Annotated in this window: 27 protein-coding genes; 6 read left to right on the forward strand and 21 right to left on the reverse strand. The window is 59.0% G+C overall.

Annotated features, from left to right (window positions below; genetic code table 11):
* Positions 1 to 2 precede the first annotated feature (2 nt).
* Genes PSJE_RS28750 through PSJE_RS28770 form a run of 5 tightly spaced genes read right to left on the reverse strand, consistent with a single transcriptional unit; the run spans position 3 to position 2516 of the window.
* On the reverse strand, positions 3 to 416 hold the full coding sequence (locus PSJE_RS28750; protein WP_090451475.1) for a hypothetical protein: 414 nt from the start codon (positions 414 to 416) through the stop codon (positions 3 to 5).
* The gene (locus tag PSJE_RS28755; RefSeq protein WP_090451477.1) at positions 403 to 882 is read right to left on the reverse strand and encodes a pilus assembly PilX family protein; all 480 of its coding nucleotides are present in this window, start codon (positions 880 to 882) and stop codon (positions 403 to 405) included. Before PSJE_RS28755 ends, PSJE_RS28750 begins: the two co-directional genes overlap by 14 nt.
* A 10-nt stretch (positions 883 to 892) precedes the next feature.
* Entirely contained in the window at positions 893 to 1600 is a 708-nt protein-coding gene (locus PSJE_RS28760; RefSeq protein WP_090451479.1) for a PilW family protein, read from the reverse strand.
* Complete coding sequence (gene pilV / locus PSJE_RS28765) at positions 1597 to 2046, reverse strand: type IV pilus modification protein PilV (protein ID WP_057713242.1); 450 nt, start codon at positions 2044 to 2046, stop codon at positions 1597 to 1599. Before pilV ends, PSJE_RS28760 begins: the two co-directional genes overlap by 4 nt.
* Positions 2043 to 2516: a GspH/FimT family pseudopilin gene (locus tag PSJE_RS28770; protein ID WP_090451481.1), complete on the reverse strand. Its 474-nt coding sequence runs from the start codon at positions 2514 to 2516 to the stop codon at positions 2043 to 2045. Before PSJE_RS28770 ends, pilV begins: the two co-directional genes overlap by 4 nt.
* Before the next feature lie 130 nt (positions 2517 to 2646).
* Here PSJE_RS28770 and PSJE_RS28775 point away from each other — a divergent pair, with 130 nt between their 5' ends.
* Positions 2647 to 3186, forward strand: coding sequence for a GspH/FimT family pseudopilin (locus PSJE_RS28775; protein ID WP_090451483.1), 540 nt, complete (start codon positions 2647 to 2649; stop codon positions 3184 to 3186).
* Here PSJE_RS28775 and ispH read toward each other — a convergent pair.
* The 6 genes from ispH to murJ form a co-directional block, all read right to left on the reverse strand.
* A complete protein-coding gene (gene ispH, locus PSJE_RS28780; RefSeq protein WP_090451485.1) occupies positions 3155 to 4102 on the reverse strand; it encodes a 4-hydroxy-3-methylbut-2-enyl diphosphate reductase in 948 nt (315 codons plus the stop codon). The genes PSJE_RS28775 and ispH overlap by 32 nt on opposite strands.
* 168 nt (positions 4103 to 4270) lie before the next feature.
* Complete coding sequence (fkpB, locus tag PSJE_RS28785) at positions 4271 to 4708, reverse strand: FKBP-type peptidyl-prolyl cis-trans isomerase (protein WP_191622266.1); 438 nt, start codon at positions 4706 to 4708, stop codon at positions 4271 to 4273.
* Between the two features lie 7 nt (positions 4709 to 4715).
* The gene (gene lspA / locus PSJE_RS28790) at positions 4716 to 5228 is read right to left on the reverse strand and encodes a signal peptidase II (protein WP_007970932.1); all 513 of its coding nucleotides are present in this window, start codon (positions 5226 to 5228) and stop codon (positions 4716 to 4718) included.
* The gene (gene ileS / locus PSJE_RS28795; RefSeq protein WP_090451488.1) at positions 5221 to 8052 is read right to left on the reverse strand and encodes an isoleucine--tRNA ligase; all 2832 of its coding nucleotides are present in this window, start codon (positions 8050 to 8052) and stop codon (positions 5221 to 5223) included. Before ileS ends, lspA begins: the two co-directional genes overlap by 8 nt.
* Positions 8053 to 8065: 13 nt before the next feature.
* Positions 8066 to 9004, reverse strand: coding sequence for a bifunctional riboflavin kinase/FAD synthetase (gene ribF / locus PSJE_RS28800; protein WP_057713237.1), 939 nt, complete (start codon positions 9002 to 9004; stop codon positions 8066 to 8068).
* A 129-nt stretch (positions 9005 to 9133) separates the two neighbouring features.
* On the reverse strand, positions 9134 to 10672 hold the full coding sequence (gene murJ, locus PSJE_RS28805; RefSeq protein ID WP_057713236.1) for a murein biosynthesis integral membrane protein MurJ: 1539 nt from the start codon (positions 10670 to 10672) through the stop codon (positions 9134 to 9136).
* A 252-nt stretch (positions 10673 to 10924) separates the two neighbouring features.
* Here murJ and rpsT point away from each other — a divergent pair, with 252 nt between their 5' ends.
* Positions 10925 to 11203 carry a 30S ribosomal protein S20 gene (gene rpsT / locus PSJE_RS28810; protein WP_007970922.1) on the forward strand — a complete coding sequence of 93 codons (279 nt, stop codon included), beginning with the start codon at positions 10925 to 10927 and terminating at the stop codon, positions 11201 to 11203.
* Positions 11204 to 11387: 184 nt separating this feature from the next.
* Here the strand turns inward: rpsT and PSJE_RS28815 are convergent, their stop codons facing one another.
* The 5 genes from PSJE_RS28815 to rplU form a co-directional block, all read right to left on the reverse strand.
* Complete coding sequence (locus tag PSJE_RS28815; protein WP_090451491.1) at positions 11388 to 11852, reverse strand: CreA family protein; 465 nt, start codon at positions 11850 to 11852, stop codon at positions 11388 to 11390.
* Positions 11853 to 11864: 12 nt separating this feature from the next.
* Entirely contained in the window at positions 11865 to 12983 is a 1119-nt protein-coding gene (gene proB / locus PSJE_RS28820; RefSeq protein ID WP_057713234.1) for a glutamate 5-kinase, read from the reverse strand.
* A 137-nt stretch (positions 12984 to 13120) separates the two neighbouring features.
* The gene (gene cgtA, locus PSJE_RS28825) at positions 13121 to 14344 is read right to left on the reverse strand and encodes an Obg family GTPase CgtA (protein WP_008052064.1); all 1224 of its coding nucleotides are present in this window, start codon (positions 14342 to 14344) and stop codon (positions 13121 to 13123) included.
* Positions 14345 to 14539: 195 nt separating this feature from the next.
* Positions 14540 to 14797 carry a 50S ribosomal protein L27 gene (gene rpmA / locus PSJE_RS28830; protein WP_003281574.1) on the reverse strand — a complete coding sequence of 86 codons (258 nt, stop codon included), beginning with the start codon at positions 14795 to 14797 and terminating at the stop codon, positions 14540 to 14542.
* 35 nt (positions 14798 to 14832) lie between these two features.
* Entirely contained in the window at positions 14833 to 15147 is a 315-nt protein-coding gene (gene rplU / locus PSJE_RS28835) for a 50S ribosomal protein L21 (protein WP_003176051.1), read from the reverse strand.
* A 239-nt stretch (positions 15148 to 15386) separates the two neighbouring features.
* Here rplU and PSJE_RS28840 point away from each other — a divergent pair, with 239 nt between their 5' ends.
* From PSJE_RS28840 to PSJE_RS28850, 3 genes are all read left to right on the forward strand, one after another.
* Entirely contained in the window at positions 15387 to 16355 is a 969-nt protein-coding gene (locus PSJE_RS28840; protein ID WP_090451493.1) for a polyprenyl synthetase family protein, read from the forward strand.
* 203 nt (positions 16356 to 16558) lie between these two features.
* Entirely contained in the window at positions 16559 to 16900 is a 342-nt protein-coding gene (locus tag PSJE_RS28845; RefSeq protein ID WP_008154270.1) for a zinc ribbon domain-containing protein YjdM, read from the forward strand.
* 200 nt (positions 16901 to 17100) lie between these two features.
* A complete protein-coding gene (locus tag PSJE_RS28850; protein WP_008052059.1) occupies positions 17101 to 17358 on the forward strand; it encodes a PA4570 family protein in 258 nt (85 codons plus the stop codon).
* Between the two features lie 138 nt (positions 17359 to 17496).
* On the opposite strand, the gene bamJ is transcribed toward PSJE_RS28850, so the two are convergent.
* From bamJ to PSJE_RS28865, 3 genes are all read right to left on the reverse strand, one after another.
* Positions 17497 to 18114: a BamJ family beta-barrel-assembly machinery protein gene (gene bamJ, locus PSJE_RS28855; protein ID WP_008022510.1), complete on the reverse strand. Its 618-nt coding sequence runs from the start codon at positions 18112 to 18114 to the stop codon at positions 17497 to 17499.
* A 121-nt stretch (positions 18115 to 18235) separates the two neighbouring features.
* Positions 18236 to 18526, reverse strand: coding sequence for a DUF6482 family protein (locus PSJE_RS28860; RefSeq protein WP_008022513.1), 291 nt, complete (start codon positions 18524 to 18526; stop codon positions 18236 to 18238).
* Positions 18527 to 18729: 203 nt separating this feature from the next.
* Positions 18730 to 19218 (reverse strand): TIGR00645 family protein, encoded by a 489-nt coding sequence (locus PSJE_RS28865; protein ID WP_007990463.1) that lies wholly within the window; start codon positions 19216 to 19218, stop codon positions 18730 to 18732.
* Between the two features lie 171 nt (positions 19219 to 19389).
* Here PSJE_RS28865 and PSJE_RS28870 point away from each other — a divergent pair, with 171 nt between their 5' ends.
* Complete coding sequence (locus PSJE_RS28870) at positions 19390 to 21219, forward strand: hypothetical protein (protein ID WP_090451495.1); 1830 nt, start codon at positions 19390 to 19392, stop codon at positions 21217 to 21219.
* 6 nt (positions 21220 to 21225) lie between these two features.
* Here PSJE_RS28870 and PSJE_RS28875 read toward each other — a convergent pair whose 3' ends face one another.
* Together PSJE_RS28875 and PSJE_RS28880 are read right to left on the reverse strand one after the other, a co-directional pair.
* Positions 21226 to 21567 carry a PA4575 family protein gene (locus PSJE_RS28875; protein ID WP_008052055.1) on the reverse strand — a complete coding sequence of 114 codons (342 nt, stop codon included), beginning with the start codon at positions 21565 to 21567 and terminating at the stop codon, positions 21226 to 21228.
* Between the two features lie 240 nt (positions 21568 to 21807).
* Positions 21808 to 24246, reverse strand: coding sequence for a Lon protease family protein (locus tag PSJE_RS28880; RefSeq protein WP_090451497.1), 2439 nt, complete (start codon positions 24244 to 24246; stop codon positions 21808 to 21810).
* Positions 24247 to 24475: the final 229 nt, after the last annotated feature.

The following is a 24475-nucleotide window of genomic DNA, read 5'->3' on the forward strand; positions in this document are numbered from 1 at the left end:
ACTCACTGTATTTGTCGCCACATGATGCGACGGCTGCCGCCGGATTTTTCCATCCCCGCAGTACCGTCGCCAGTGGAATCGTTCACGGCCCCGCCATTGTCGCTGGCGTCCTGGGTCGAATGCTCCCCGATAAAGATCACGCCATCGGATAGCGTGTCGCTGTTGTCGACCACTCCATCGGCGTTGCTGTCGAGCATCTTAACGCTGATCGCTTCGGGCAGCTTCAGGCAGACGGCCTTCAACCCCTGATTGCCATGGTAAAAACCGTACCAATTGCCATTGGCCAGACAGGTGGGCCGGTTCAGCGCTGGCGAATCCGCTGATGTGGCAGCGTGCGCCGACACCGACAGGTTAAGCGCGACGACGGCACCAAACAGTTGTGGCCATAACCTGACAGCTCGCTCAGTACTTCGCATAGATGCTCTCCACCACACTGCGCGAATGCCCCGCGATGCCGACCGCCGTTACCCGATACAACATCGCCCGGGTTTTGATTGGCACATTCACCGCATCTTGGCTGTCACCAATATTTTGCACACCATAAAAGCCGTTGCCCGATGCAATCCAGGTCACTCCGGAAGAAGCGTTGAAACCGGCAGCGGTAATAGTCGAAGACTCGGACGGTGGCGCACATTGAACGGTGCCGCTACAAACAGGTAGCGCATAACTGTCCCGTTGCACTGTACTCTCGCCCACCCGCAATGCGGCTTCGGCACGCTGAAACGACTGGTTGCGCAAGGCGACACTACCGGCCATTTTTTCCTGCAGGGTGGCGCTTTGCATCGATGAAAGGCCAATCAACGTCAGCAAGAGCAAGAACACCAGGCTGACCAATAGGGCCATGCCGCGCTGGGTGTAACACGTCATGGGAGACCGATTCATTGGCACCCTCTCATGGCAAGCGGTTGCGCAGAGCGGCAACCACGTTGAAGGTTTGATCGCTCACGCGGTGATTCGGATCGGTGAGGGTCAGGCTCAGTCGAACGCTACGAATCAGCGCGGGGTTCGGCGGGTTGCTGCTGTAGCGCGAAGCAGCCAGATCAGTGGCCGTGCTGGCCAGGCCGAAGCTCACGTCGAAAGCGCCGACGTTATCCACCAATACCTGGCCTGCTGCGGCCCCGCCCTTCATGAGCAGTTGGTTGTTGTTGAAGCTGTAAATCAGCCGCCGGATCGGAAATGCCAGTTGCCCTGCCACTGGTGTCCGACCTTCACTGTAGGCCGTCGAATTGGTTCTACAATCGGAAAGCACGGTCCAGTCCGGCTTGTCGCCATTGCTGCCGACATCCGCCGTAACCAGCGTCAAACTGCGACTGCCATTGTCCCAACGGATCGGCGTTATACGATTGGCATGGAAATCACCTTTCTTGCTGGAATCAGTGATCCTTTCCAGGCAACCGAACATGCCGACCATGCGAATCTCCTGAATCATTTTGCTCAAAACGAAACGTGCGTCCTCCTGCATGTTCGCGGCCGCATTCTGGCTGAGATAGGTGTTCTTGGCCGCGATGAAAACCTGCACCACGCCCAGCACCACGATCAGGCTCAACGCCATGGCGATCAGCAACTCGACCAGGCTAAAACCCTTGCTGCGGCGCCTCACGGGATCACCATCGGATCAATGGCCGCGCGGCTGCTCAGGATGAAGCTGCGTCGCGAATCGGCAGTATTCGCGGCCCGTGAGTCGTCCCAGGTAATAGTGATGGTGTACACCTGCCGGTTGACGGTCACACTGCCCGTCGCGGAGGCTCCGAGTGAACTGACGATGTTGGCGTTGAAATCAAACAGGTCCTGATCCCGGGTAACGTCCGGATTGCCCGAGGCCGGCGGCGCAATGGTGTAATCCGCTGCGGCGTTGGCGCGAATGCGGTCCATCAGGTCGTAGGCGATAAAACTGGCCTGACTGGTCATGCGCGCACTGTCCGTGTACTTCAGCGCATTGAGCTGAACCGCCGCCGCCCCCAGCAGGCCCACTCCCAGAATGACTAACGCCACCAGGACTTCGACCAGCGTCATGCCCTCCTGCGCGCCTTGCCTCCCTGCCCTCATCCGCAACTCCCACCCAATAGAATTCGTCCGTTCAAACACACCGTCAGCGTCCTGCTTTGTGCTCCCCGCCCATAGCTGATCACCACCTCTGAGGACGGTGATGACAATCCGCCCATGCTGTTGAAATCGATGGCAGTGACGTCAGAGGTTAGTGCCAGAGTTGCACCGCCGCTCATCGCCGGAACAACCCGCAATACATTGGCCAAAGCGCCAGTACCGTCGTAAACCGTCAGTTCCCCACTCCAGGCAACCCCACCGGCCGTCGGTCGCACCCGTGTGGCATTGCCCCGATCGATGGCTTCGAGCCGGGCAAAATTCAGGGCTCGTCGCAGGTCAGCGATTTCAGTATCCGCCTTCGTTGTTTGCATTGAGCGGGTAAACGCCGGGACAGCCAGAGTCAATAGAATCAGAAGGATCGCGATCGCGACCAGCAACTCGATCAGCGTGAAACCTTTTGTAGGATGATCCATCGGGGCCTTCTGCTTCCTTCGGCTATACCTGCTCTTGCGCAGCACAACATTCGAGCGATGCGGTGCGTTTGCGTTGCCATTTCTCGTGCAGGGATTGCGCGGGCTACAGCACACCACGGAGGGAGATGTCATGCGGCAACAAGGCTTCAGTCTGATCGAACTGCTCATGGGACTGGTAATTACAGGAATTGTTCTGCAGTTGGTCAGCCCGGCGTTCGCAACGCTGATCGAGTCGAACCAAAGACAGCAAGCGGCGCAGGCCCTTTTCAGCAGTATTCGCACTGCCCGGAGCGAAGCCATCGTCCGCAACCAGGCCGTGGTGATTCACGGCATCAATGGCGACTGGAGCCAAGGCTGGCGGATGATTCTGGATATCAGCGGCAACGGGGAGATGGACAGCGACAATCCACTGCTGGCCGAACGCCAGAGCGGCGCACGCGTGTCGATTGTGGGGAACGGTCCGGTCGAAAGCTCCATACGATTCAGAGGTCAGGGCGAGTCACTGATTGGAGGGACGTTATACATTTGCACCGTTCGCGAACCGGTAAGCCAACATCAAGTGGTGTTGGCACGGACCGGTCGCGTCAGCCTGCGCAACGACAAGGTTGGGCAGCCGTTATGCGAAAAAAGGAATCAATTCAGAGCAACGAACGAACGCGCAGTTCTTTAGGCATAGAGAACGTGATGTTCTCCTCGCGACCTGCCAATTCATCGGCACCGGTGGCACCCCAGGCCTGCAACTGCTGGATCACGCCGCGCACCAGGACTTCCGGGGCGGATGCGCCAGCGGTGATGCCGATACGCTCGACGCCGTCGAACCAGCTCTTTTGCAGGTCTTCGGCACCGTCGATCAGGTAGGCCGGAGTGGACATCCGCTCTGCCAATTCGCGCAAGCGATTGGAGTTCGAGCTGTTCGGACTGCCGACCACCAGCACCACATCACATTCGTCGGCCAGTTGCTTGACCGCGTCCTGACGGTTTTGCGTGGCGTAGCAAATGTCGTCCTTGCGCGGTCCACCGATGGCCGGGAAGCGCGCACGCAGAGCGTCGATAACGCGACTGGTATCGTCCATCGACAATGTGGTCTGGGTCACGAAGGCGAGCGCTTCAGGGTTTTTCACCTGCAAAGCCGCGACATCCTTCTCGTCTTCGACCAGGTAGATCGCGCCGCCATTGCCAGCATCGTACTGGCCCATGGTGCCTTCGACTTCCGGGTGACCGGCGTGGCCGATGAGAATGCACTCTCGGCCGTCACGGCTGTAGCGCGCGACTTCGATGTGGACTTTGGTCACCAGCGGGCACGTGGCGTCGAACACTTTCAACCCACGGCCAGCCGCTTCGCTGCGCACGGCCTGGGAAACGCCGTGGGCACTGAAGATCACGATGACGTCGTCCGGCACCTGATCCAGCTCTTCGACGAAGATCGCACCACGGGAGCGCAGGTCCTCGACGACAAATTTGTTGTGGACCACTTCGTGGCGCACATAGATCGGTGGCCCGAAGACTTCCAGGGCGCGGTTGACGATTTCGATCGCCCGGTCCACACCGGCGCAGAAGCCACGGGGGTTGGCGAGTTTGATTTGCATGCTGTGCCTCGTGTCTTGCGCGCGAAAACAATGAAAAACAAATTGTGGGAGCGAGCTTGCTCGCGATGGCGGAGTGTCAGTCAATATCAATATTGAATGTCAGGCACTCATCGCGAGCAAGCTCGCTCCCACAGGGTCCGGTGGCAACAGAAGCTGCCCCGTAATGCCTTACAGCGCTTTGACGGAGATGATCTCTACGTCAAAGGTCAACGTCTTGCCCGCCAGCGGGTGGTTGAAGTCGATGGTCACTTGCGCGTCATCGAACTCTTTGACCACGCCCGGCAATTCAGTATTGGCCGCATCGTTGAAGATCACCAGCAAACCTGGCGACAGCTCCATGTCCTGGAACTGTGAACGCGGGATGATCTGCAGGTTTTGCGGGTTGGGCTGGCCGAAAGCGTTTTCCGGCTCGATGCTCAGCGTGCGCTTGTCACCGGCCTTGAAACCGAACAGCGCCGCTTCGAAACCTGGCAACAGGTTGCCGTCACCGACCTTGAAGGTCGCCGGGGCTTTATCGAAGGTGCTGTCCACCGTGTCGCCGTTCTCCAGGCGCAATGCGAAATGCAAGGTGACTTCCGTGTTCTGGCCGATGCGTTGCTCAGCCAATACCTGTTCAGTCATGAACGGTTTCTCCGGTCTTTTTACTTTTGAACATATCCAGTGCCAGCATGACAGCACCAACCGTGATTGCGCTGTCGGCAAAGTTGAACGCCGGGAAATACCAGCGATTCTGCCAATGCACCAGAATGAAATCGATCACATGGCCCAGGGCAATGCGGTCATACAGATTACCCAGCGCGCCGCCGAGCACCAGTGCCAGCGCAACCGCCAGCCAGGTCTCGTTGCGCCCCAGACGCTTGAGCCACACCACCAGCACCGCACTGACCACGACAGCGATCAACGCGAACAGCCAGCGCTGCCAGCCGGAGCTGTCAGCCAGGAAGCTGAACGCCGCACCCGTGTTGTAGGCCAGGGTCCAGCTGAAGTAATCGGGGATGATCACGATCTGCTGGTACATCTGGAGCTTGCCTTCGAAGTAGAACTTGCTGGCCTGGTCGATGACCAGGACCAGCAAACTCAACCAGAGCCAGCTCAGCCGTCCGAAACGGCCAACGGCATTAGGCATAGTGACGGACCTCGCCAGCGCCGCTGATGTTGTCGACGCAACGGCCGCAGATTTCCGGATGCTCCGGGTTCACACCGACGTCTTCACGGCAGTGCCAGCAACGAGCGCACTTGGCGTGGCCCGACTTGACGATTTTCAGCTTCAGGCCGCTGACTTCAGTGACCACGGCATCGGCCGGTGCTTGCACCAATGGCGCAACACTGGCGGTCGAAGTGATCAGTACAAAGCGCAGTTCGTTGCTCAACTTGGCCAGGTCGGCGGTGAGCGCGTCTTCGGCGAACAGCGTCACTTCGGCCTGCAGGTTGCCACCGACAGCCTTGGCTGCACGCTGGATTTCCATTTCCTTGTTGACCGCGACCTTGACCGCCATGATCCGGTCCCAGTAAGCGCGATCCAGCTCGATGCCTTCCGGCAGTTCGCTCAGGCCTTCGTACCAGGTGTTGAGCATGACAGACTCGTTACGCTCGCCCGGCAGGTACTGCCACAGTTCGTCGGCGGTGAACGCCAGGATCGGCGCGATCCAGCGCACCAGCGCCTCGGAGATGTGGAATAGCGCGGTCTGGCACGAGCGGCGGGCCTTGCTATCGGCGCCAGTGGTGTACTGACGGTCCTTGATGATATCGAGGTAGAAGCCGCCCAGTTCCTGCACGCAGAAGTTGTGGATCTTCGAGTACACGTTCCAGAAGCGGTATTCGCCGTAGTGCTCTTGCAGTTCGCGTTGCAACAGCAGGGTACGGTCCACGGCCCAACGGTCCAGAGCCAGCATTTCTTCGGCCGGCAGCAGGTCGGTGGCCGGGTTGAAGCCGGTCAGGTTCGAAAGCAGGAAACGCGCGGTGTTACGGATACGCCGGTAGGCGTCCGCACTGCGTTGCAGGATCTGCTCGGAAACCGCCATTTCACCCGAATAGTCGGTCGAAGCGACCCACAGACGCATGATGTCGGCGCCCAGGGTGTCGTTGACTTTCTGTGGCGCGATCACGTTGCCCAGGGACTTGGACATCTTGCGGCCGGACTCGTCGACCGTGAAGCCGTGAGTCAGCAGTTCGCGATACGGTGCGTGGTTGTCGATGGCGCAACCGGTCAGCAGCGACGAGTGGAACCAGCCACGGTGTTGGTCCGAACCTTCCAGGTACAGGTCGGCGCGCGGGCCGGTTTCGTGACCCATCGGGTGCGAACCGCGCAGAACGTGCCAGTGCGTAGTACCCGAGTCGAACCAGACGTCGAGGGTGTCGCTGATCTTGTCGTACTGCGGCGCTTCATCGCCCAGCAGTTCGGCGGCGTCCAGCTTGAACCAGGCCTCGATGCCTTCGACTTCAACGCGCTTGGCCACGACTTCCATCAGCTCGACGGTACGTGGGTGCAGTTCGCCGCTTTCCTTGTTCAGGAAGAACGGGATCGGCACGCCCCAGTTGCGCTGACGGGAAATGCACCAGTCCGGACGGTTGGCGATCATCGAGTGCAGGCGCGCCTGGCCCCAGGCCGGAACGAACTGGGTCTCTTCGATCGCTTTGAGCGAGCGCTGACGCAGGGTGTCGCCGGTGGTCGGCTGCTTGTCCATGCCGATGAACCACTGCGCGGTAGCGCGATAGATCAGCGGGGTCTTGTGGCGCCAGCAGTGCATGTAGCTGTGTTCGATGACGGTGGTGTGCAGCAGCGCACCGACTTCAGTCAGCTTGTCGACGATGGCCGGGTTGGCCTTCCAGATGAACTGGCCGCCGAAGAACTCCAGCGACGGCACGTAAACGCCGTTGCTTTGTACCGGGTTGAGGATGTCATCGTTGACCATGCCGTACTTCTTGCAGGTCACGAAGTCGTCCACGCCGTAGGCCGGAGATGAGTGAACCACACCGGTGCCGGCGCCCAGTTCAACGTAGTCGGCCAGGTATACCGGCGACAGACGGTCGTAGAACGGGTGACGGAAGTTGATCAGTTCCAGCGCTTTACCGGTGGTGGTCGCAACGACCGAGCCTTCCACCGAGTAGCGCGCCAGGCACGACTCGACCAGCTCTTCAGCCAGCACCAGCAGTTTGTCGCCGACGTCGACCAGGGCGTAGTTGAATTCCGGGTGAACGTTCAGCGCCTGGTTGGCCGGGATGGTCCACGGGGTGGTGGTCCAGATCACGATCGAGGCAGGCTTGCCCAGCGACGGCAGACCGAAAGCGGCAGCCAGCTTGGCTTCATCGGCAATCGGGAAGGCCACGTCGATGGTCGAGGACTTCTTATTTTCGTACTCGACTTCCGCTTCGGCCAGGGCCGAACCACAGTCGAAGCACCAGTTCACAGGCTTCAAGCCCTTGAACACGAAACCGCCCTTGACGATTTCGGCCAAGGCACGGATTTCACCGGCCTCGTTCTTGAAGTCCATGGTCTTGTACGGGTTGGCGAAGTCACCCAGCACACCCAGGCGGATGAACTCGGACTTCTGCCCTTCGATCTGTTCGGTGGCGTAGGCCCGGCACAGTTCGCGGGTCTTGTCCGCGCCCAGGTTCTTGCCGTGGGTCACTTCGACCTTGTGCTCGATCGGCAGGCCGTGGCAGTCCCAGCCCGGAACATAAGGCGCGTCGAAGCCCGACAGGGTCTTCGAGCGGATGATCATGTCCTTGAGAATCTTGTTCAGCGCATGACCGATGTGAATCGAGCCGTTGGCGTACGGAGGGCCGTCGTGCAATACGAACTTCGGACGATCCTTGCCAATCTCGCGCAACTTTCCGTACAGGCCAATACTGTCCCAGCGCTGCAGGATCTGCGGTTCGCGCTGTGGCAGGCCGGCCTTCATTGGGAAGGCGGTGTCCGGAAGGTTTAGCGTGGCTTTATAGTCGGTCATTTAAGGCTCTTCATTAGCGATGGGCGCTAGGTGCGGCTAGTGCACGGGCGGCGGCGACATCCGCGTTGATCGCCGTTTTCAACGCCTCCAGAGAGGCGAAACGCTGCTCTTCACGCAGCTTGTGGTGGAAAACCACCGTTAAACGCCGGTCATACAGATCGCCGGCAAAATCTAAAAGATGTATTTCGAGGTGGGCCTTGCCATCACCTTGTACCGTTGGCCGCACGCCGATATTGGCGACGCCTGGCCAGGTCTTGCCGTCGATGTCGACGTTGACCAGGTAAACCCCGGAAAGCGGAACGCGACGGCGCTTGAGTTGTATGTTGGCCGTGGGCGTACCCAACTGGCGAGCCAGCTTCTGGCCGTGGAGTACCCGCCCGGTAATCTGGAACGGGCGACCTAGCAGTCGCTCGGCCAAGGCAAAATCAGCTGCGGCCAGGGCATTGCGGACCTGAGTGCTGCTGACGCGAAGACCATCCAGCTCAACGGTTTGCGCCGCCTCGACGGTAAAACCCTGAACGATGCCGGCCTGTTGCAGGAAATCGAAATCTCCCGCGCGGTCACAGCCGAAACGGAAGTCATCCCCGACCTCCAGGTGCTGGACGCCAAGACCGTCGACCAGAATGGTATCGACGAACTCACTGGCACTGAGCTTGCTCAGGCGCTGGTTGAAAGCCAGGCACAGAACACGGTCGACGCCTTCGGCAGCCAGCAATTGCAGCTTGTCCCGCAGGCGGGCCAGACGGGCCGGCGCGGTGTCCGGAGCGAAGAACTCTCGCGGTTGCGGCTCGAAAATCACCACGCAGCTGGGCACGCCCAACTCGAGCGCACGCTCACGCAGTCGCGCCAGGATAGCCTGGTGGCCGCGGTGTACACCGTCAAAGTTGCCAATAGTGGCGACACAGCCCCGATGCCGGGGGCGCAGATTGTGGAGGCCTCGAACCAGCTGCATAACGCGCTTCTTGCTCATAAAGTGGTCGATTATAACCACACCCGGCGGCCGACGACAGGCAACACCGTAACCCAAAGTGATCGAGCCGACAAAACCGCCGGCTCGCCCGTGTTTATCAAGGCCAGAACCTCAGCCCAGCGCCTTGCGATTGAAGTCGCGCAAACGGAAGCCCATCAACACTAACATGCCGAAATAAGCCACCACACCGGCAACGACCAAGGCACCCAGACGCAGGAAACGCTCAAGCATCTGCCCCTCGCCCCAGGCCGGCATGAAATGCATCCCTGCCAACAACACGCCTGACATCACCGCTACCGCAACCACCAGCTTGAAGCCGAACTTTGCCCAGCCCGGTTGCGGCTGGTACATCTGCTGTTTACGCAGCTGATAGAAGAGCAGCCCTGCATTGAGGCAGGCGCCAGCGCTGATGGCGAGCGCCAGGCCCGCGTGAGCCAGCGGACCGATCAGCAACAGGTTGAACAACTGAGTGACGACCAACGTGAAAATTGCGATTTTTACCGGCGTGCGGATGTTTTGTTGCGCATAAAAGCCCGGCGCGAGCACTTTGATCACGATAATTCCGAGCAAACCGACGGAGTAGGCGATCAACGCGCGCTGAGTCATGGCCGCATCATGGGCATCAAACTGGCCGTACTGGAACAGCGAAACCGTCAACGGCTCGGCCAGAATCCCCAGCGCGAAGGCGCAAGGCAATACCAGCACGAAGCATAGACGCAGGCCCCAATCGAGGATGCGCGAGTATTCGTGGCGATCCTTGCTGGCGTAAGTCTTGGCCAGAGTCGGCAGCAGAATCGTCCCCAGCGCCACGCCCAACACGCCGGATGGCAACTCCATCAAACGGTCGGCGTAGTACATCCAGGACACGGAACCTGCGACCAGGAACGAAGCGAAAATCGTATTGATGATCAGCGAGATCTGGCTCACCGATACCCCGAGAATCGCCGGCAACATCTGCTTCATCACCCGCCAGACGCCGCTGTCGCGCAGGTTCAGGCGCGGCAACACCAGCATGCCGATCTTTTTCAGGTGCGGCAGTTGATAGAGCAACTGTGCCAGTCCACCCACCAGCACCGCCCAACCGAGCGCCATTACGGGAGGATCGAAGTACGGTGTCAGGAACAACGCAAAAATAATCATGCTGACGTTGAGCAGCGTCGGCACGAATGCCGGGACCGAAAAACGGTTCCAGGTGTTGAGGATCGCACCCGCCAGCGACGACAGGGAAATCAGCAATATGTAAGGAAAGGTCACCCGCAACAGGCTCGTGGTCAGCTCGAACTTCTCGGGCGTATCTATGAAACCCGGCGCGGTCACCCAGATGACCCACGGGGCGGCAATCATGCCCAATGCCGTGACGAGTGCCAGCACCAGCGTCAGCAGGCCGGAAACATAGGCAATGAAGGTTCGCGTCGCCTCATCCCCTTTCTGACTTTTATATTCGGCAAGAATCGGTACGAATGCCTGGGAAAACGCCCCTTCGGCAAAAATCCGCCGCAACAGATTGGGCAGTTTGAAGGCGATGAAGAAGGCGTCGGTCGCCATTCCCGCGCCGAATGCACGCGCAATTAGGGTGTCACGAACAAATCCCAAAACCCGGGAAAGCATCGTGATAGAGCTGACGGCGGCCAACGATTTGAGCAGATTCATTGAAAGAGTTTGTGCCTGTCGATAAACAGCAGGCGAACTACGCGCCCACTTATGCGATACTCCGCGCCGCAACAGCACAGAGCCAAAGCTCGCGAGTTTACAGGTCGCACGCTGGAAAGAAATATCCAGAGGTGTAGCACCTACCACTTAGCGGAACGTCTCAACCGCCCTTGACAAGACCTCAACTCATCGGCATGATTCGCGGCCTATTTTGTTTGCTATTTCCTAAAAAGTCTTTCGAGGAGCTCGACGGTGGCCAACTCACCTTCCGCCAAAAAACGTGCAAAACAGGCTGAGAAGCGTCGCAGCCACAACGCCAGCCTGCGTTCCATGGTTCGTACCTACATCAAGAATGTAGTTAAGGCCATCGACGCAAAAGACGCTGCCAAAGCTCAAGCTGCTTACGTTCTGGCTGTGCCAGTTATCGACCGTATGGCCGATAAAGGCATCATCCACAAGAACAAGGCCGCTCGTCATAAGAGCCGCCTGAATGGCCACGTGAAGGCCCTGAACGTTGCCGCTGCTGCCTAAGCGACTCGTTCATTAAAAAACCGACCTCAGGGTCGGTTTTTTATTGCCTGCGATTTGATGAGCGCGACACAAAAAAATGTGGGAGCGGGCCTGCTAGCGATAGCGGATATCCAGCCAATGTAGATGCTGAATGTTAATCCGTCATCGCGAGCAGGCTCGCTCCCACAGTTTGACTTGCGTGAAATTACTGAGCGTGCGCCCAAGGCAAAATCGGAATCGCCGTCACCGCATTCTGCGGACTGCCCTCGATCAGGCGATCGCTGTACACCAGGTACACCAGCGTATTGCGCTTTTTGTCGAGGAAGCGCACCACCTGCATGGTCTTGAACACCAGAGACGTGCGCTCCTTGAACACCTCGTCACCATCCTTGAGCTCACCCCTGAAGCTGATCGGCCCGACCTGCCGACAAGCGATAGACGCTTCGGCACGGTCCTCGGCCAAACCAAGACCACCCTTCACCCCGCCGGTCTTGGCGCGCGACAGATAGCAGGTCACGCCGTCGACCTTGGGATCATCAAAGGCCTCGACCACGATCCGGTCATTCGGCCCGACGAACTTGAACACGGTCGACACCTGACCGATCTCTTCGGCCGACGCCAGCAGCGGCATCGCCAACAGCAATCCCAACAATCCTTTTGCCACGCGCATTCAGGTATTCCTTCAAACCAGGATCAGGTTATCGCGGTGAACCAGCTCCGGTTCCGCCATGTAACCCAACAGACCGACAATCGCCTCAGACGACTGACCGATGATTTTTTGCGCCTCCAGCGCACTGTAGTTGGCCAGGCCACGGGCAATCTCGCGACCGTCCGGCGCCACGCAAACCACCATCTCGCCGCGACGGAAGCTGCCCTGCACCAATTTGACCCCAACCGGCAGCAAGCTCTTGTTGCCCTGAGACAACGCAGTCACCGCACCCGCATCCAGCACCAGGGTGCCACGGGTTTGCAGATGACCGGCCAGCCACTGCTTGCGCGCCGCCAACATGCCGCGCTCCGGCGACAGCAGGGTGCCGATGCGCTCGCCCGCCTTGAGGCGATCCAGCACACGCTCAAGCCGCCCGCCAACGATGATGGTGTGAGCACCGGAACGGGCCGCCAGACGCGCAGCACGCAATTTGGTCTGCATACCACCACGCCCCAGCGCACCACCGGTGCCACCCGCCACCGCGTCGAGTGCCGGATCATCAGCGCGCGCCTCGTAAATCAGCTGGGCATCCGGATTGTTGCGCGGATCAGCATCGAACATGCCGTCGCGATCCGTCAGGATCACCAGCAAGTCCGCCTCGACCAGGTTCGCCACCAGCGCCGCCAGGGTGTCGTTGTCGCCAAAACGGATTTCGTCGGTGACCACGGTGTCATTCTCGTTGATCACCGGGATAACCTTCAGCTCGACCAGCGCACGCAAGGTGCTGCGGGCGTTCAGGTAGCGCTTGCGGTCGGACAAGTCGTCGTGAGTCAGGAGAATCTGCGCGGTATGCCGGCCATGCTTGGCGAAGCTCGACTCCCAGGCCTGCACCAACCCCATCTGGCCGATTGCGGCGGCAGCCTGAAGTTCGTGCATCGCACTGGGTCGCGAGGTCCAGCCCAAACGGCTCATACCGGCCGCCACCGCCCCAGAGGACACCAGCACCAGCTCGACACCCGCCTCATGCAAGGCCACCATCTGCTCAACCCAGACACCCATTGCCGCGCGATCCAGGCCTTTGCCGTCCGCCGTCAGCAAAGCGCTGCCGATCTTCACGACCCAACGCTGCGCACCTGTCACCTTGCTCCGCATCATCTTCAACCTTAGCTTGAGGGCAGCGCGACCTAGCACTGCCCGTGACGTTATTCGTGGTTACTCGTGGCCAACAATCGATTTCCAGATACCAAAACGCCGCTCGATTGAGCGGCGCTTAAGTTTATCGCAACGAATCAGTCACGCACGTAAATGATTTCCGGACCGTCTTCGTCATCCACATCTTCTTCGTCCCAGTCATCGTCGCCGATGTCGTGGACCGACTTCACGCCGCTGCGACGCAGGGCACGCTTGTCATCCAGCGCCTGCAGTTGCGCGCGAGCTTCGTCTTCGATGCGCTGATCGAGATCGGCCAGCTCTTCCTTGTAGGCCGGGTCATTGGCCAGGCGATCGGCACGGTCTTCCATGTAACGCATGATGTCGTGACACAGACGCTCGGTACCGAGTTTGGAGATGGCCGAGATAACGTAGACCGGACCAGTCCATTCCAGGCGATCAACGATTTCCTTGACGCGAGCATCATGCTCTTCATCAAGGATCTGGTCGCACTTGTTCAGGACCAGCCAGCGATCACGCTCCGCCAGGGACGGGCTGAACTTGATCAGCTCGTTGACGATCACTTCCGCGGCATCCGGTGCGCTGGCATCATCCAGCGGCGCCATGTCCACGAGGTGCAGCAGCAGACGCGTACGCGCCAAGTGCTTGAGGAAGCGAATGCCCAGACCAGCACCTTCGGAAGCGCCTTCGATCAAACCCGGAATATCGGCAATGACGAAGCTCTTCCAGCGATCGACGCTGACCACACCCAGGTTCGGCACCAGCGTGGTGAACGGGTAGTCGGCAACTTTCGGCTTGGCAGCCGAAACCGAACGGATAAAGGTACTTTTACCGGCGTTCGGCAAACCCAGCAGACCTACGTCAGCCAGTACTTTCATTTCCAGCTTCAGGTCGCGCTGCTCGCCCGGCTTGCCCGGAGTGGTCTGGCGCGGCGCACGGTTGGTACTGGATTTGAAACGGGTGTTGCCCAGACCGTGCCAGCCGCCCTGCACCACCATCAATTTCTGACCGGCCTTGGTCAGGTCGCCGATGACTTCCTGAGTCGCGGAGTCGATCACCGTGGTGCCGACCGGAACGCGCAGGATCAGGTCCTCACCCTTCTTGCCGGTGCAGTCGGTGCTGCCGCCGTTGGAGCCACGCTCGGCATCGAAGTGCCGGGTGTAACGGTAGTCCACCAGGGTGTTGAGGTTTTCGTCGGCCATCATGTAGATGGAACCGCCGTCACCGCCATCACCGCCGTTCGGGCCACCGTTCTCGATAAATTTTTCCCGACGGAAACTCATGGCGCCATTGCCGCCATCACCAGCCTTTACGCGAATCGATACTTCATCAACAAACTTCATAACAAACGCCTCTCGCCATACGGACGAGCCGAAAAACAATCAAGACATAAGACTCTTGCAAAAATGAGCGCAGCGACCCTGAACCACGATACCTACATCGTACGCCGACAGCCCATACAAACAGCTTTGCAAGAGACTCACCCCACAAACGAAAAAGCCCCGTCGCGAGACAGGGCTTTTCCAGCGATCGCGCAATTAAGCTGCGACTACGCTCACGTAACGACGACCGAAGGCGCCTTTTACTTCGAACTTGATCACGCCTTCGACTTTAGCGAAGAGGGTGTGATCTTTACCCATGCCAACGCCGTAGCCAGCGTGGAATTGGGTGCCGCGCTGACGCACGATGATGTTGCCTGCTTTGATAGCCTGGCCGCCATACATCTTCACGCCAAGGCGTTTGGCTTCTGAGTCGCGACCGTTACGGGTACTACCACCAGCTTTTTTGTGTGCCATGAGTTCAATTCTCCTAGTGAGGAATTAGGCTGTAATTAAGCCTGAATACCGGTGATTTTGATCTCGGTGTACCACTGGCGGTGGCCCATACGCTTCATGTGGTGCTTACGGCGACGGAACTTGATGATGCGGACTTTATCGTGACGACCTTGGGAGATCACTTCAGCCACAACGGTAGCGCCAGCAACAACTGGAGCGCCGATATTCACGTCGTCACCGTTGGCAACCAACAGAACGCGATCAAAGGTAACGGATTCGCCGGTAGCGATTTCCAGTTTTTCGATCTTCAGGTATTCACCTGGGGCGACTTTGTACTGCTTGCCGCCAGTAACGATTACTGCATAAGACATGGTATTTCTCCGATAATCCTGCTCACCCAGCTCTTTATAAGAAGAGGTATTGGCTGGCATGGCTGCATGGGGCTGGAGGCCCGCTTGCAATTGCGTAAGGCAGGTGCTGCCCAGGAAGTTCAGGGTGCGCGATTGTACGCAAGCCACGCTAGCCTTGCAAGAGGCCGTCCATCGCGCCTTGACACCTGCAAGCGTGGGTCCTAGCATGCCGCGCAACCCTTCTGGAGCGACTGTCGCTGATGCAACCCCAAGCTTTCTACCGCGCGGTGGCGGACGATTTTAGCGCCGTCGACGGCATCATCAAGAAGCAGCTGACTTCCCGAGTGCCGCTGGTATCGAAAATCGGCGATTACATTACCTCGGCCGGCGGCAAACGCCTGCGCCCTTTATTGGTGTTGCTGTGTGGCAAGGCTCTTGGCCGGGAGGGCGACGAACTGCGTCTGCTGGCCGCGACCATCGAGTTCCTGCACACCGCCACCCTGCTGCATGACGATGTGGTCGACATGTCCGGCATGCGCCGTGGCCGCTCGACCGCCAACGCCATGTGGGGCAACGCGCCAAGCGTACTGGTCGGTGACTTCCTGTATTCGCGCTCATTCGAAATGATGGTCGAACTTGGCTCGATGCCGGTGATGAAGATCCTTTCGCAAGCCACGCGCATCATCGCCGAAGGCGAAGTATTGCAGCTGTCGAAGGTGCGGGACGCCAGCACCACCGAAGAAACCTACATGGAAGTCATCCGCGGCAAGACCGCGATGCTTTTCGAAGCCTCGACCCACAGCGCCGCCGCCCTGTGCCAGGCCACGCCGGAACAGGCCGAAGCCCTGCGTACATTCGGTGATCATCTGGGCGTGGCCTTCCAACTGGTCGACGACCTGCTCGACTACAAAGGCGACGCCGAAACCCTGGGCAAGAACGTCGGTGACGATCTGGCCGAAGGCAAGCCGACCCTGCCACTGATCTACACCATGCGCGAAGGTACGCCGGAACAGGCCGCCCTGGTGCGCAAGGCGATCCAGAAAGGCGGAATCGAAGACCTGGAAAGCATCCGCGAAGCCGTGGAAGCCTCGGGCTCGCTGGAGTACACCGCGCAACTGGCACGCGACTATGTGGCACGCGCAATCAAGTGTCTCGAAGCGCTGCCTGCCAGCGAGTACCGCGATGCACTGGTTGAACTGAGCGAGTTCGCGGTCGCGCGTACGCACTGACAACACTGCAAGCCCCCTGTGGGAGCGAGCTTGCTCGCGATTAGGCACTTACATTCAACATTGTTGTTGACTGAAAGGACGCCATCGCGAGCAAGCTCGCTCCCACAGGTTTGTTCCCCACAGGTTTTCCTGCGCTGCACCCCTCCCTGCTAAAACCCTATACAATGTGCGCTTTTTAGCGATCCTGAATCCAAGGAGCCTTAGTGAGCACGTTGCCACCCTGCCCAAAATGCAATTCCGAATACACCTATGAAGACGGCGCCCAGCTGATCTGCCCCGAGTGCGCCCACGAATGGTCCGCCAGCGGTGAAGCCGAAGCTGTGTCCGATGACACAGTGAAAAAGGATTCGGTCGGCAACGTCCTGCAAGACGGCGACACCATCACCGTGATCAAGGACCTCAAGGTCAAGGGTACGTCTTTGGTGGTCAAGGTCGGCACCAAGGTCAAGAATATCCGCCTGTGCGATGGCGATCACGACATCGACTGCAAGATCGACGGCATCGGCCCGATGAAACTCAAGTCCGAGTTCGTCAGAAAAGTCTGAGCCTGCTGTTATCCATCCCGCGCCTGGCGCGGGATGCCCTCCCTCCCCCGCTTCACCCAATAAATCCTCGCAATAGCCAAACGCCCATCGGTTTGACCTGACGCAATTTTTGCCCGGAAAAAAGCGCAAACCGCCAATAGGCTCTTGCTATTTAATGAATAAGAATTATTCTCATCAAACCTTCAATGGAGATGAGAACCATGACTTATCTGATCGATGCCTGGCTGGACCGCCCACACCCTTACCTCAGGATCCTGCATCGGGAAACCGGGGAAGTCTGTGCAGTGCTTGAAGAAGAAGCCTTGAGCGAACTGCAGGACCAAGGTGATCTTGACCTCAATGGCCTGAGTTCCAGCGAGCCGGTGGTGCTCAAGGAACTGGTGCGTAATCTGTTTCTGTTCTGCTATGCCCGGGCGTTGCGCCCGCACAGTGAACTGCACCACAAGATTGAAATATGAAAAACGCTGCAAAATTTTGTAGGAGCGAGCTTGCTCGCGAAGAACTCAAACACACCGCGTTCATTCAGGATGGCCGCGTTATCGTTAACGCCCATCGCGAGCAAGCTCGCTCCTACAGGTACAGGTAATCAGCGGGTCTTACAGAACGTCGAGCAGTTCGACGTCGAATACCAGTACGCTGTGCGGCGGAATGCTGCCAACGCCTTGAGCGCCGTATGCCAGCTCGCTCGGCACGTACAGGCGCCATTTGCTACCGGCGTTCATCAGTTGCAGGGCTTCGGTCCAGCCGGCGATCACGCCGCCAACCGGGAACTCTGCTGGCTGGCCGCGCTCGTAGGAGCTGTCGAACACAGTGCCGTCGATCAGGGTGCCGTGGTAATGAGTACGCACGGAGTCTTCACGGGATGGCTTGGCGCCTTCGCCAGCGGTCAGGACTTCGAACTGCAGGCCGGAAGCCAGAGTGGTGATGCCTTCACGCTTGGCGTTTTCAGCCAGGAAGGCCAGGCCTTCGCCAGCAGCCGCTTCAGCCTTGGCTGCAGCTTCGGCCTGCATGATTTCGCGGATGACTTTGAAGCTGGCGGACATTTCTTCCTGACCCACACGGCTTGGCTTGCCGGCGAATGCGTCGGTCAGACCTGCCAGGATCGCGTCCAGGCTTACGCCCGGTGGCGGGTTGTCGCGCAGTTGGTCGCCCAGCTGACGGCCAATACCGTAGCTGACGCGGGTTTCGTCGGTGGACAGATTTACTTCGGACATGACACTGCTCCGCTGTGCGGACGGCTCGGGAACTTGCCATGCGTGCACAGCGCGTCCCGGAGCGCCCGGAACCAAAAGGGCCAGCAGACTAGCACAGATGTCATGCCTTTGATGAGGGACCTCAGGCGATCGGCACCTTCAGGTTTTCCTCAACATCGGCAACCAGACCGCACATTTCGTCGTGCACGACCGTGTGCACAAGGTTGAAGTGCAACTTGGGAAAGGAGCGCAGCACATCACGGGCATGCTCCACCGAACGCAGGCTCATCATGTGTCCGTGGGTATCGCTCAATGGATACGCCGCGCCATGCATCCGCGCCTCCAGCAGGTAGATGCCCCCCTCCATCGAGATCAGGTTCAGCTCATCGACCTTCCCGGCGACGGCATACGCATTCAACTCATGCAGGGTCATGAACGCACCTCACGCAGTGGCGAACCAACATACTTACAGGGATAGGCCTCGGCGCATCAAAGCACAAGCCACAAACGACGCCGCCCGTCTGTTTTGCAACCCTGTGGGAGCGTGGCTTGCCCGCGATGGCATCACCTCGGTCTAACGATGAACCGCAGTGATGCCATCGCGGGCAAGCCACGCTCCCACAATGGAAGTTGAAATCAGTGCTTGGTGACTTTATCCAGGTAACCCATGGCAAATGCGGAGACCACGAAGGTCATGTGGATAATCACGTACCACTGCAAATGCTCGGGATCGACGTTCTTGGCGTCCATGAAGATGCGCAGCAGGTGAATGGACGAGATCGCCACGATCGATGCGGCCACCTTCATCTTCAGCGACGAAGAGTCCATGGTGCCCAGCCAGTTGAGCTTTTCCTTGCTGTCGTCGATGTCCAGTTGCGAGACGAAGTTCTCGTAGCCGGAGATCATCACCATCACCAGCAAACCGCCCACCAGGGCCATGTCGATCAGCGACAGCAGCACCAGGATCAAGTCCGATTCGGCCATCGAAAACACGTTCGGGATGACGTGGAAGACTTCCTGGAAGAATTTCAGTGCCAGCGCCAGCAGTCCGAGGGACAGGCCGAAATAGATCGGCGCCAGCAGCCAGCGCGAGGCGTACATTGTATTTTCGATAAAGCGTTCCATTGAATCTCACACGTTGGACTGGAAATGGCGGCGAGTATACCAGCCCCCCGTCCATACCCAGAAGCAGCCAGAAACCGTCGAGAAATCCGCCACCTGCGCCTGTGTATCAAAGTTTTTCTGCTAGTGTCCAAATCATTGACTGCTCAGTGATGTCGGACAGGAAGACTGGAAATGGATGTGCAATTGCCTTTGACGAGTGCCGGAATTTGCCTGGCGCTGCTGCTGAGCGGCTGCTCACCCAGCGAAGAAAAACGCCAGGTCAGCCTCGAAGAAAAAACCGCGCAGTTCGAAAAGTCGCTGGACGCCATCCAGGATCCGAAGCTCAAGGATGCCGTGTCGGAGCTGGGCGGCTCACTGCTGCTGCTCGAACGCGCGCAACTCAAGCTCGACAGCAAGCCGGTGGAAACCGAATACGGCGAAGACGCCCTCGCCATGCTCAAGCACTACCCGAGCCCGCAGGCCCTGGTCGACACCTACATCAACGGGTTGTTCGTGCTGCAAAAGGACTCCAGTTCCGACTATCTGATCGATCTGCAGCCAGTGTTCCCCTTCACCTTCAGCGCTCCTGCCGCGTTTTTGTTTCCCCATGGCCTGGAATGGCAGTCGGTCACGCTAAGCAACAAACGGGTGATTCCATTCCAGCCGGAATGGTCGGAAACCGACCCCGGCATTCAGCTCAGCCCATCGAGCTCCAACCTGACCAACCCCGATGACCTGACCGTGGCCTACCCCTTCATCGAAGGCCTCGACATTGACAGAAAGCAGCAACCGCAACCGGTGAGCCTGCAAGGTAAAGTCGAAGTCATCGCGCCACGCCGCCTCTACAGCTTCGACCTGACGAAAAAGGACGTAGGCCAGACCCGCACCAATGACAACCTGAGCGTCACCCTCCTCACATTGACGAACAACTACGCGGAAATCGAATACAACAACAGCACGCCGCTGGCCTCCGAAGTCAGTGAAACACCGCTCAACCCGCTGATCGTCCAGGCCAGGGACAGCACCGGGCAATTCATCGCGCGCGCCGGTTCAATCAACGAAACCTCGGTACAAATTGCCTTCTATCAGCAGCAACTGGCCAAGATGCAGCAGCAAAAGAGCTGGAGCGAGTCCCTGGAAAAACAGCTCGATGAAGAACAACGCAACTTTGAGAAACAGCAGGCTCGACATTATTCGAAGGTGTACTTCAACGGGACGATCGAAACTCTCGAAGTCAGCATGCTGGATTTTTCCGCCGTCACGGTCACCCGAAAGGACCTCGACCTGCCGATCCGGCGCTTCGATGCCTATACCACGGACAAGTCCATCCAGCCCTTGAACCTGTCCGTGGTGGTCTATGACGACCAGGCGGCGGGCTGGCTGAAAGGGGCAACGCTGAGTGAGGATCAGCTGAAAAAGAACGTCAGCATCAGTCAGTCGGTCGACGACCCCAGCGCTGCGCGAATCGAATTCACTCACCTGCGTACCTTCAACGATGAGCTGCTCGGTACATCGTTCAACCCCGGTGAAAGTCCGGTGAGCTTCTTTACCGAAGACACTCGTGGCAATCGCGACGAGCCGATCGAACTGCCGTCAGAGGCGTACCAGATCGATCCCCTGCGCGGCACCATCACTTACGATATGAATCTGTTTCCACAAACCCCGGCCTATGCGGTGGGCTCGATGCCGATGTTCCTGGCCACGGTCGACAAGCAAACCGTCGAAGCCCGTCAACTGCCCAAGGGCCTCGCGCTCAAAGACAATGCACTGGTAGTGGACCTGAAGGTATTTCCCGCCCAGGACTGGCGCTTTTTCGCCAAGGACGACAGCGGTAGTTACTTGAAGGAGATTCTATCGGTCAGTCATGGCGCGAGCGCACAGGGGCCGGCGCAGTTTGCCGTGCATTACTTCTACGGGCAGCCTACGCGCCTGGAAACCTATCAGCGCACTGATCTCACCACCGTGCAATATGGTTTCGAAGTCAAACTCGACAAGGCCGACATGACGCGCCTTGATCAATAGTGCCACTCAGTGCTCGGGGTGAAACTCGAAGCCGCCCATGTTCCGGCAGCGACCACCGTTGATTTCCCGCAGTTGGGCTTGCAGGTGCAGGCACCAGATTTGCGGATCGTCGGCCAACTCGTAGCCGTGCAGGGTCAGGCTTTCAACGATGGTGTCGAGGATTGATTCAGCGACGAACGGACCGTGAAACGGGCCCTGGGCCTTGATGGCCGAAGGTTGTTCACCGGCCATTCCGGCGGCGAACAGCAGAGTCCACATGCCCGTATCTCCCGCCAATGGACGGATGGCACATTCGATACGGGTCACAAGGCCCAGGCATTGACGGGTGAGGCAGAGGTTGCGCGACATGGCGGCGACCCTCGGTAGATCCGGTGTTCAGCCCCCATGGGAAGGCTGTTTCGATCCTGTGATTACGTCGATATCCCTGAGCAGAGAATAGAAGAAAAGTCTGCCTTGCAGGCCGAGGCAAGACCGAAAGGCGCCGAATGGTCATAGTGTGAATATTGACGTCAGTTCGACGACGCTTTTCCAGGGTTCACACAAACAAATGTGGGAGCGGGCTTGCTCGCTCCCACATGAGTTACTGCATCAGGCCGGCTTGGTTTCCGCCAAAGCCTCTTGCGCCAACTCCTTCTCGGCTTCCTTGAGATCATCTTCGCTGATCATTTCCGCGATAACCCTCAGGCGCTCCACGACCCGCGCGTTCACGCTGCCTTCAGGGAACTCGCCATTCTCGTCCGGTTCGCCGGCCGGCTCGCCGACCAGCAGACTCAATGCTTCATCGGCCTGACGGACCGCGTAGACATGGAACTGACCCGCACGCACCGCCGCCAGCACCTTCTCATCGAGCATCAGGGTGGCGACGTTGGCGTGAGGAATGATTGCCCCCTGCTCGCCGGTCAACCCGCGGGCTTCGCACAAACGGAAGAAGCCCTCGATCTTCTCGTTGACTCCGCCGACCGCCTGCACTTCGCCGAACTGGTTGATCGAACCGGTGATGGCAAAGCACTGCTTGAGCGGGGTTTTCGACAAGGCCGAAATGAGGGTGCAGGCCTCGCCCAGGGAAGCACTGTCGCCATCGACATAACCGTAGGATTGCTCCAGGGCGATGCTCGCGGAAATCGCCAGCGGAAACTCCTGGGCGTAACGGCTGCCCAGATAACCGGTAAGGATCATCACGCCTTTGGAGTGGATCGGCTGACCGAGGTTGACCTCGCGCTCGATGTCGACGATACCGCTGCCGCCCGGGTACACGGTGGCGGAAATCCGCGCCGGTATACCAAAGGCCGAGTCGCCGACTTCCAGCACCGTCAAACCATTGCACTTGCCGACCGCCGCGCCCGCGGTGTCGATCAGGATGATCCCGGCCAGCATGTCATCGAGAATCCGCGCCGACACACGACCGGTCCGTGTGGCCTTGGCCTTGAGCGCGCGCTCGATATGCCCCGCGTCGGTCCGTTCATCGCCGGCCAGATGGCGGATGAAGTCCGCCTCGCTGACCAGTTGGAACAAGTCACCGATACGCGCCGACAAGCGCCCCTGGTGCTCGGCCAGACGTGCACTGTAGGTCGCCAGACGTGCCACCGCATCAGCGGTCAGCGGTGCCATGCCTTCTTCGGAAGTACGGGTCTTGAGCAACTGGGCGAACTGCTCCAGGCTCTCGTCGACCATCGGGATGTCTTCGTCGAAATCCACCAGGACGCGGAACATCTCCTGGAAGTCCGGATCGAGGTCTTGCAGCGTGTAATACAGCTGACGGGCACCGATGATGACGACTTTGACCTGCAACGGAATGTGTTGCGGAGTCAGGGTCACGGTGGCCAGGCGGCCCAGTTCACCCAGCGGTGATTCCATTTTCAGTTTGCGTGATTGCAGGGCGCGTTTCAGTGCATCCCACACGAACGGCTCGCTGAGCATTTTGTCCGCTTCAAGGATCAGGAAACCGCCATTGGCCCGGTGCAAGGCACCCGGCCGCAGTTGGCGGTAGGTGGTGTAAAGCGCACCCTGATCGGTGCTGTATTCGATCCGGCCAAAAAGGTTTTCGTAGGTCGGGTGCGGCTCGAACACCACCGGCGCACCGCCGCTGGCCGAGTGACCGACCACCAGGCTCGGCGCGTATTGTTCTTCCAGCAACTTGCGGGCGACAGCGTCGGTCTTGCTATCGTCTACCAGCTGCTCGACCACGGACTTGAGCAAGTACACCTGCATCGCCTGCAGATAACCGCATACCGCCGCGTTCTCGGCGTACTTCTCCGACAATGGCGACAACAATGGCTGCAAGGCCAGGGTAATGGTTTCTTCGTTCAGATGACGCAGCTGGTTGCTCGACTCGCGTTTCCACTGCGGAAGGCTGGCGAGCTCTTCGTTCAGGCGCTCCTCCAGTGCCGAAATATCCTCGTGAAAGCGCTCACGCTCGGCTTCCGGCAACTGGGCGAACTCAGCTTCGTCCAACGCCTTGCCGTCGCTCATCGGGGTGAAGGCGATGTTGCTGGCGTCGCGGTACAGCGCAACTTCCTTTTCCAGCGCCAGACGCTCGATGACGTCCAGGGCCTTGTCGTAGCGCTGGTTGAAGGCGCGGTCGATACTGCTTTTCTTCTGCTGGTAGGACGGATGCTCGAATACTGCCGGAAATGTCGCCAGCAGGTTGTCGATCAAACCGTTGATATCACCAATGAAGTTACCGGCAGTGCCCGACGGCAACTCCAGGGCACGTGGTTCGCGCGGTTCATCGAAGTTGTTGACGTAGACCCAGTCCGCCGGGGTCTGCAGGCGCTTGCCTTCGGCCTTGAGGTAGCGTTTGACGAACGAGAACCGACCAGTACCGGGCTCGCCCATGACGAATACGTTGTAACCGGGGCGTGGCATGGCCACACCGAACTGCAAGGCTTCGACCGCACGTTCCTGGCCAAGCACACCGCGAAAGGGCTCCAGATCATTGGTGGTAGAGAAGCTGAACTGTTCAGCGGAAAACGGACGGGTCAGCGCTTCGGGCGCTAGACGCAAGCTGGCAGCAACAGGATCAGGCATCGGGCTTCCTTAACAATCAGGCGGGGCAGATGGCAGCATTCTGGCGCCGCCCATGCCCGACTGGCAAGGAGCGCCGCAGGCCTGATCACCGTCAACCGGCCAACCCCAGGCGGGCCGGGCTTGCGCGGCCGTTTTCCATGAATGTTTTGCAAAAAATCACGGAACCCTGTGATCGTGCCTAAACTCCAAACTGCGCGGCTGGACTAATGACCGGCCCACTGGCACCGGA

The organism is Pseudomonas jessenii (assembly GCF_002236115.1).
Taxonomy (GTDB): Bacteria; Pseudomonadota; Gammaproteobacteria; order Pseudomonadales; family Pseudomonadaceae; genus Aquipseudomonas; species Aquipseudomonas jessenii.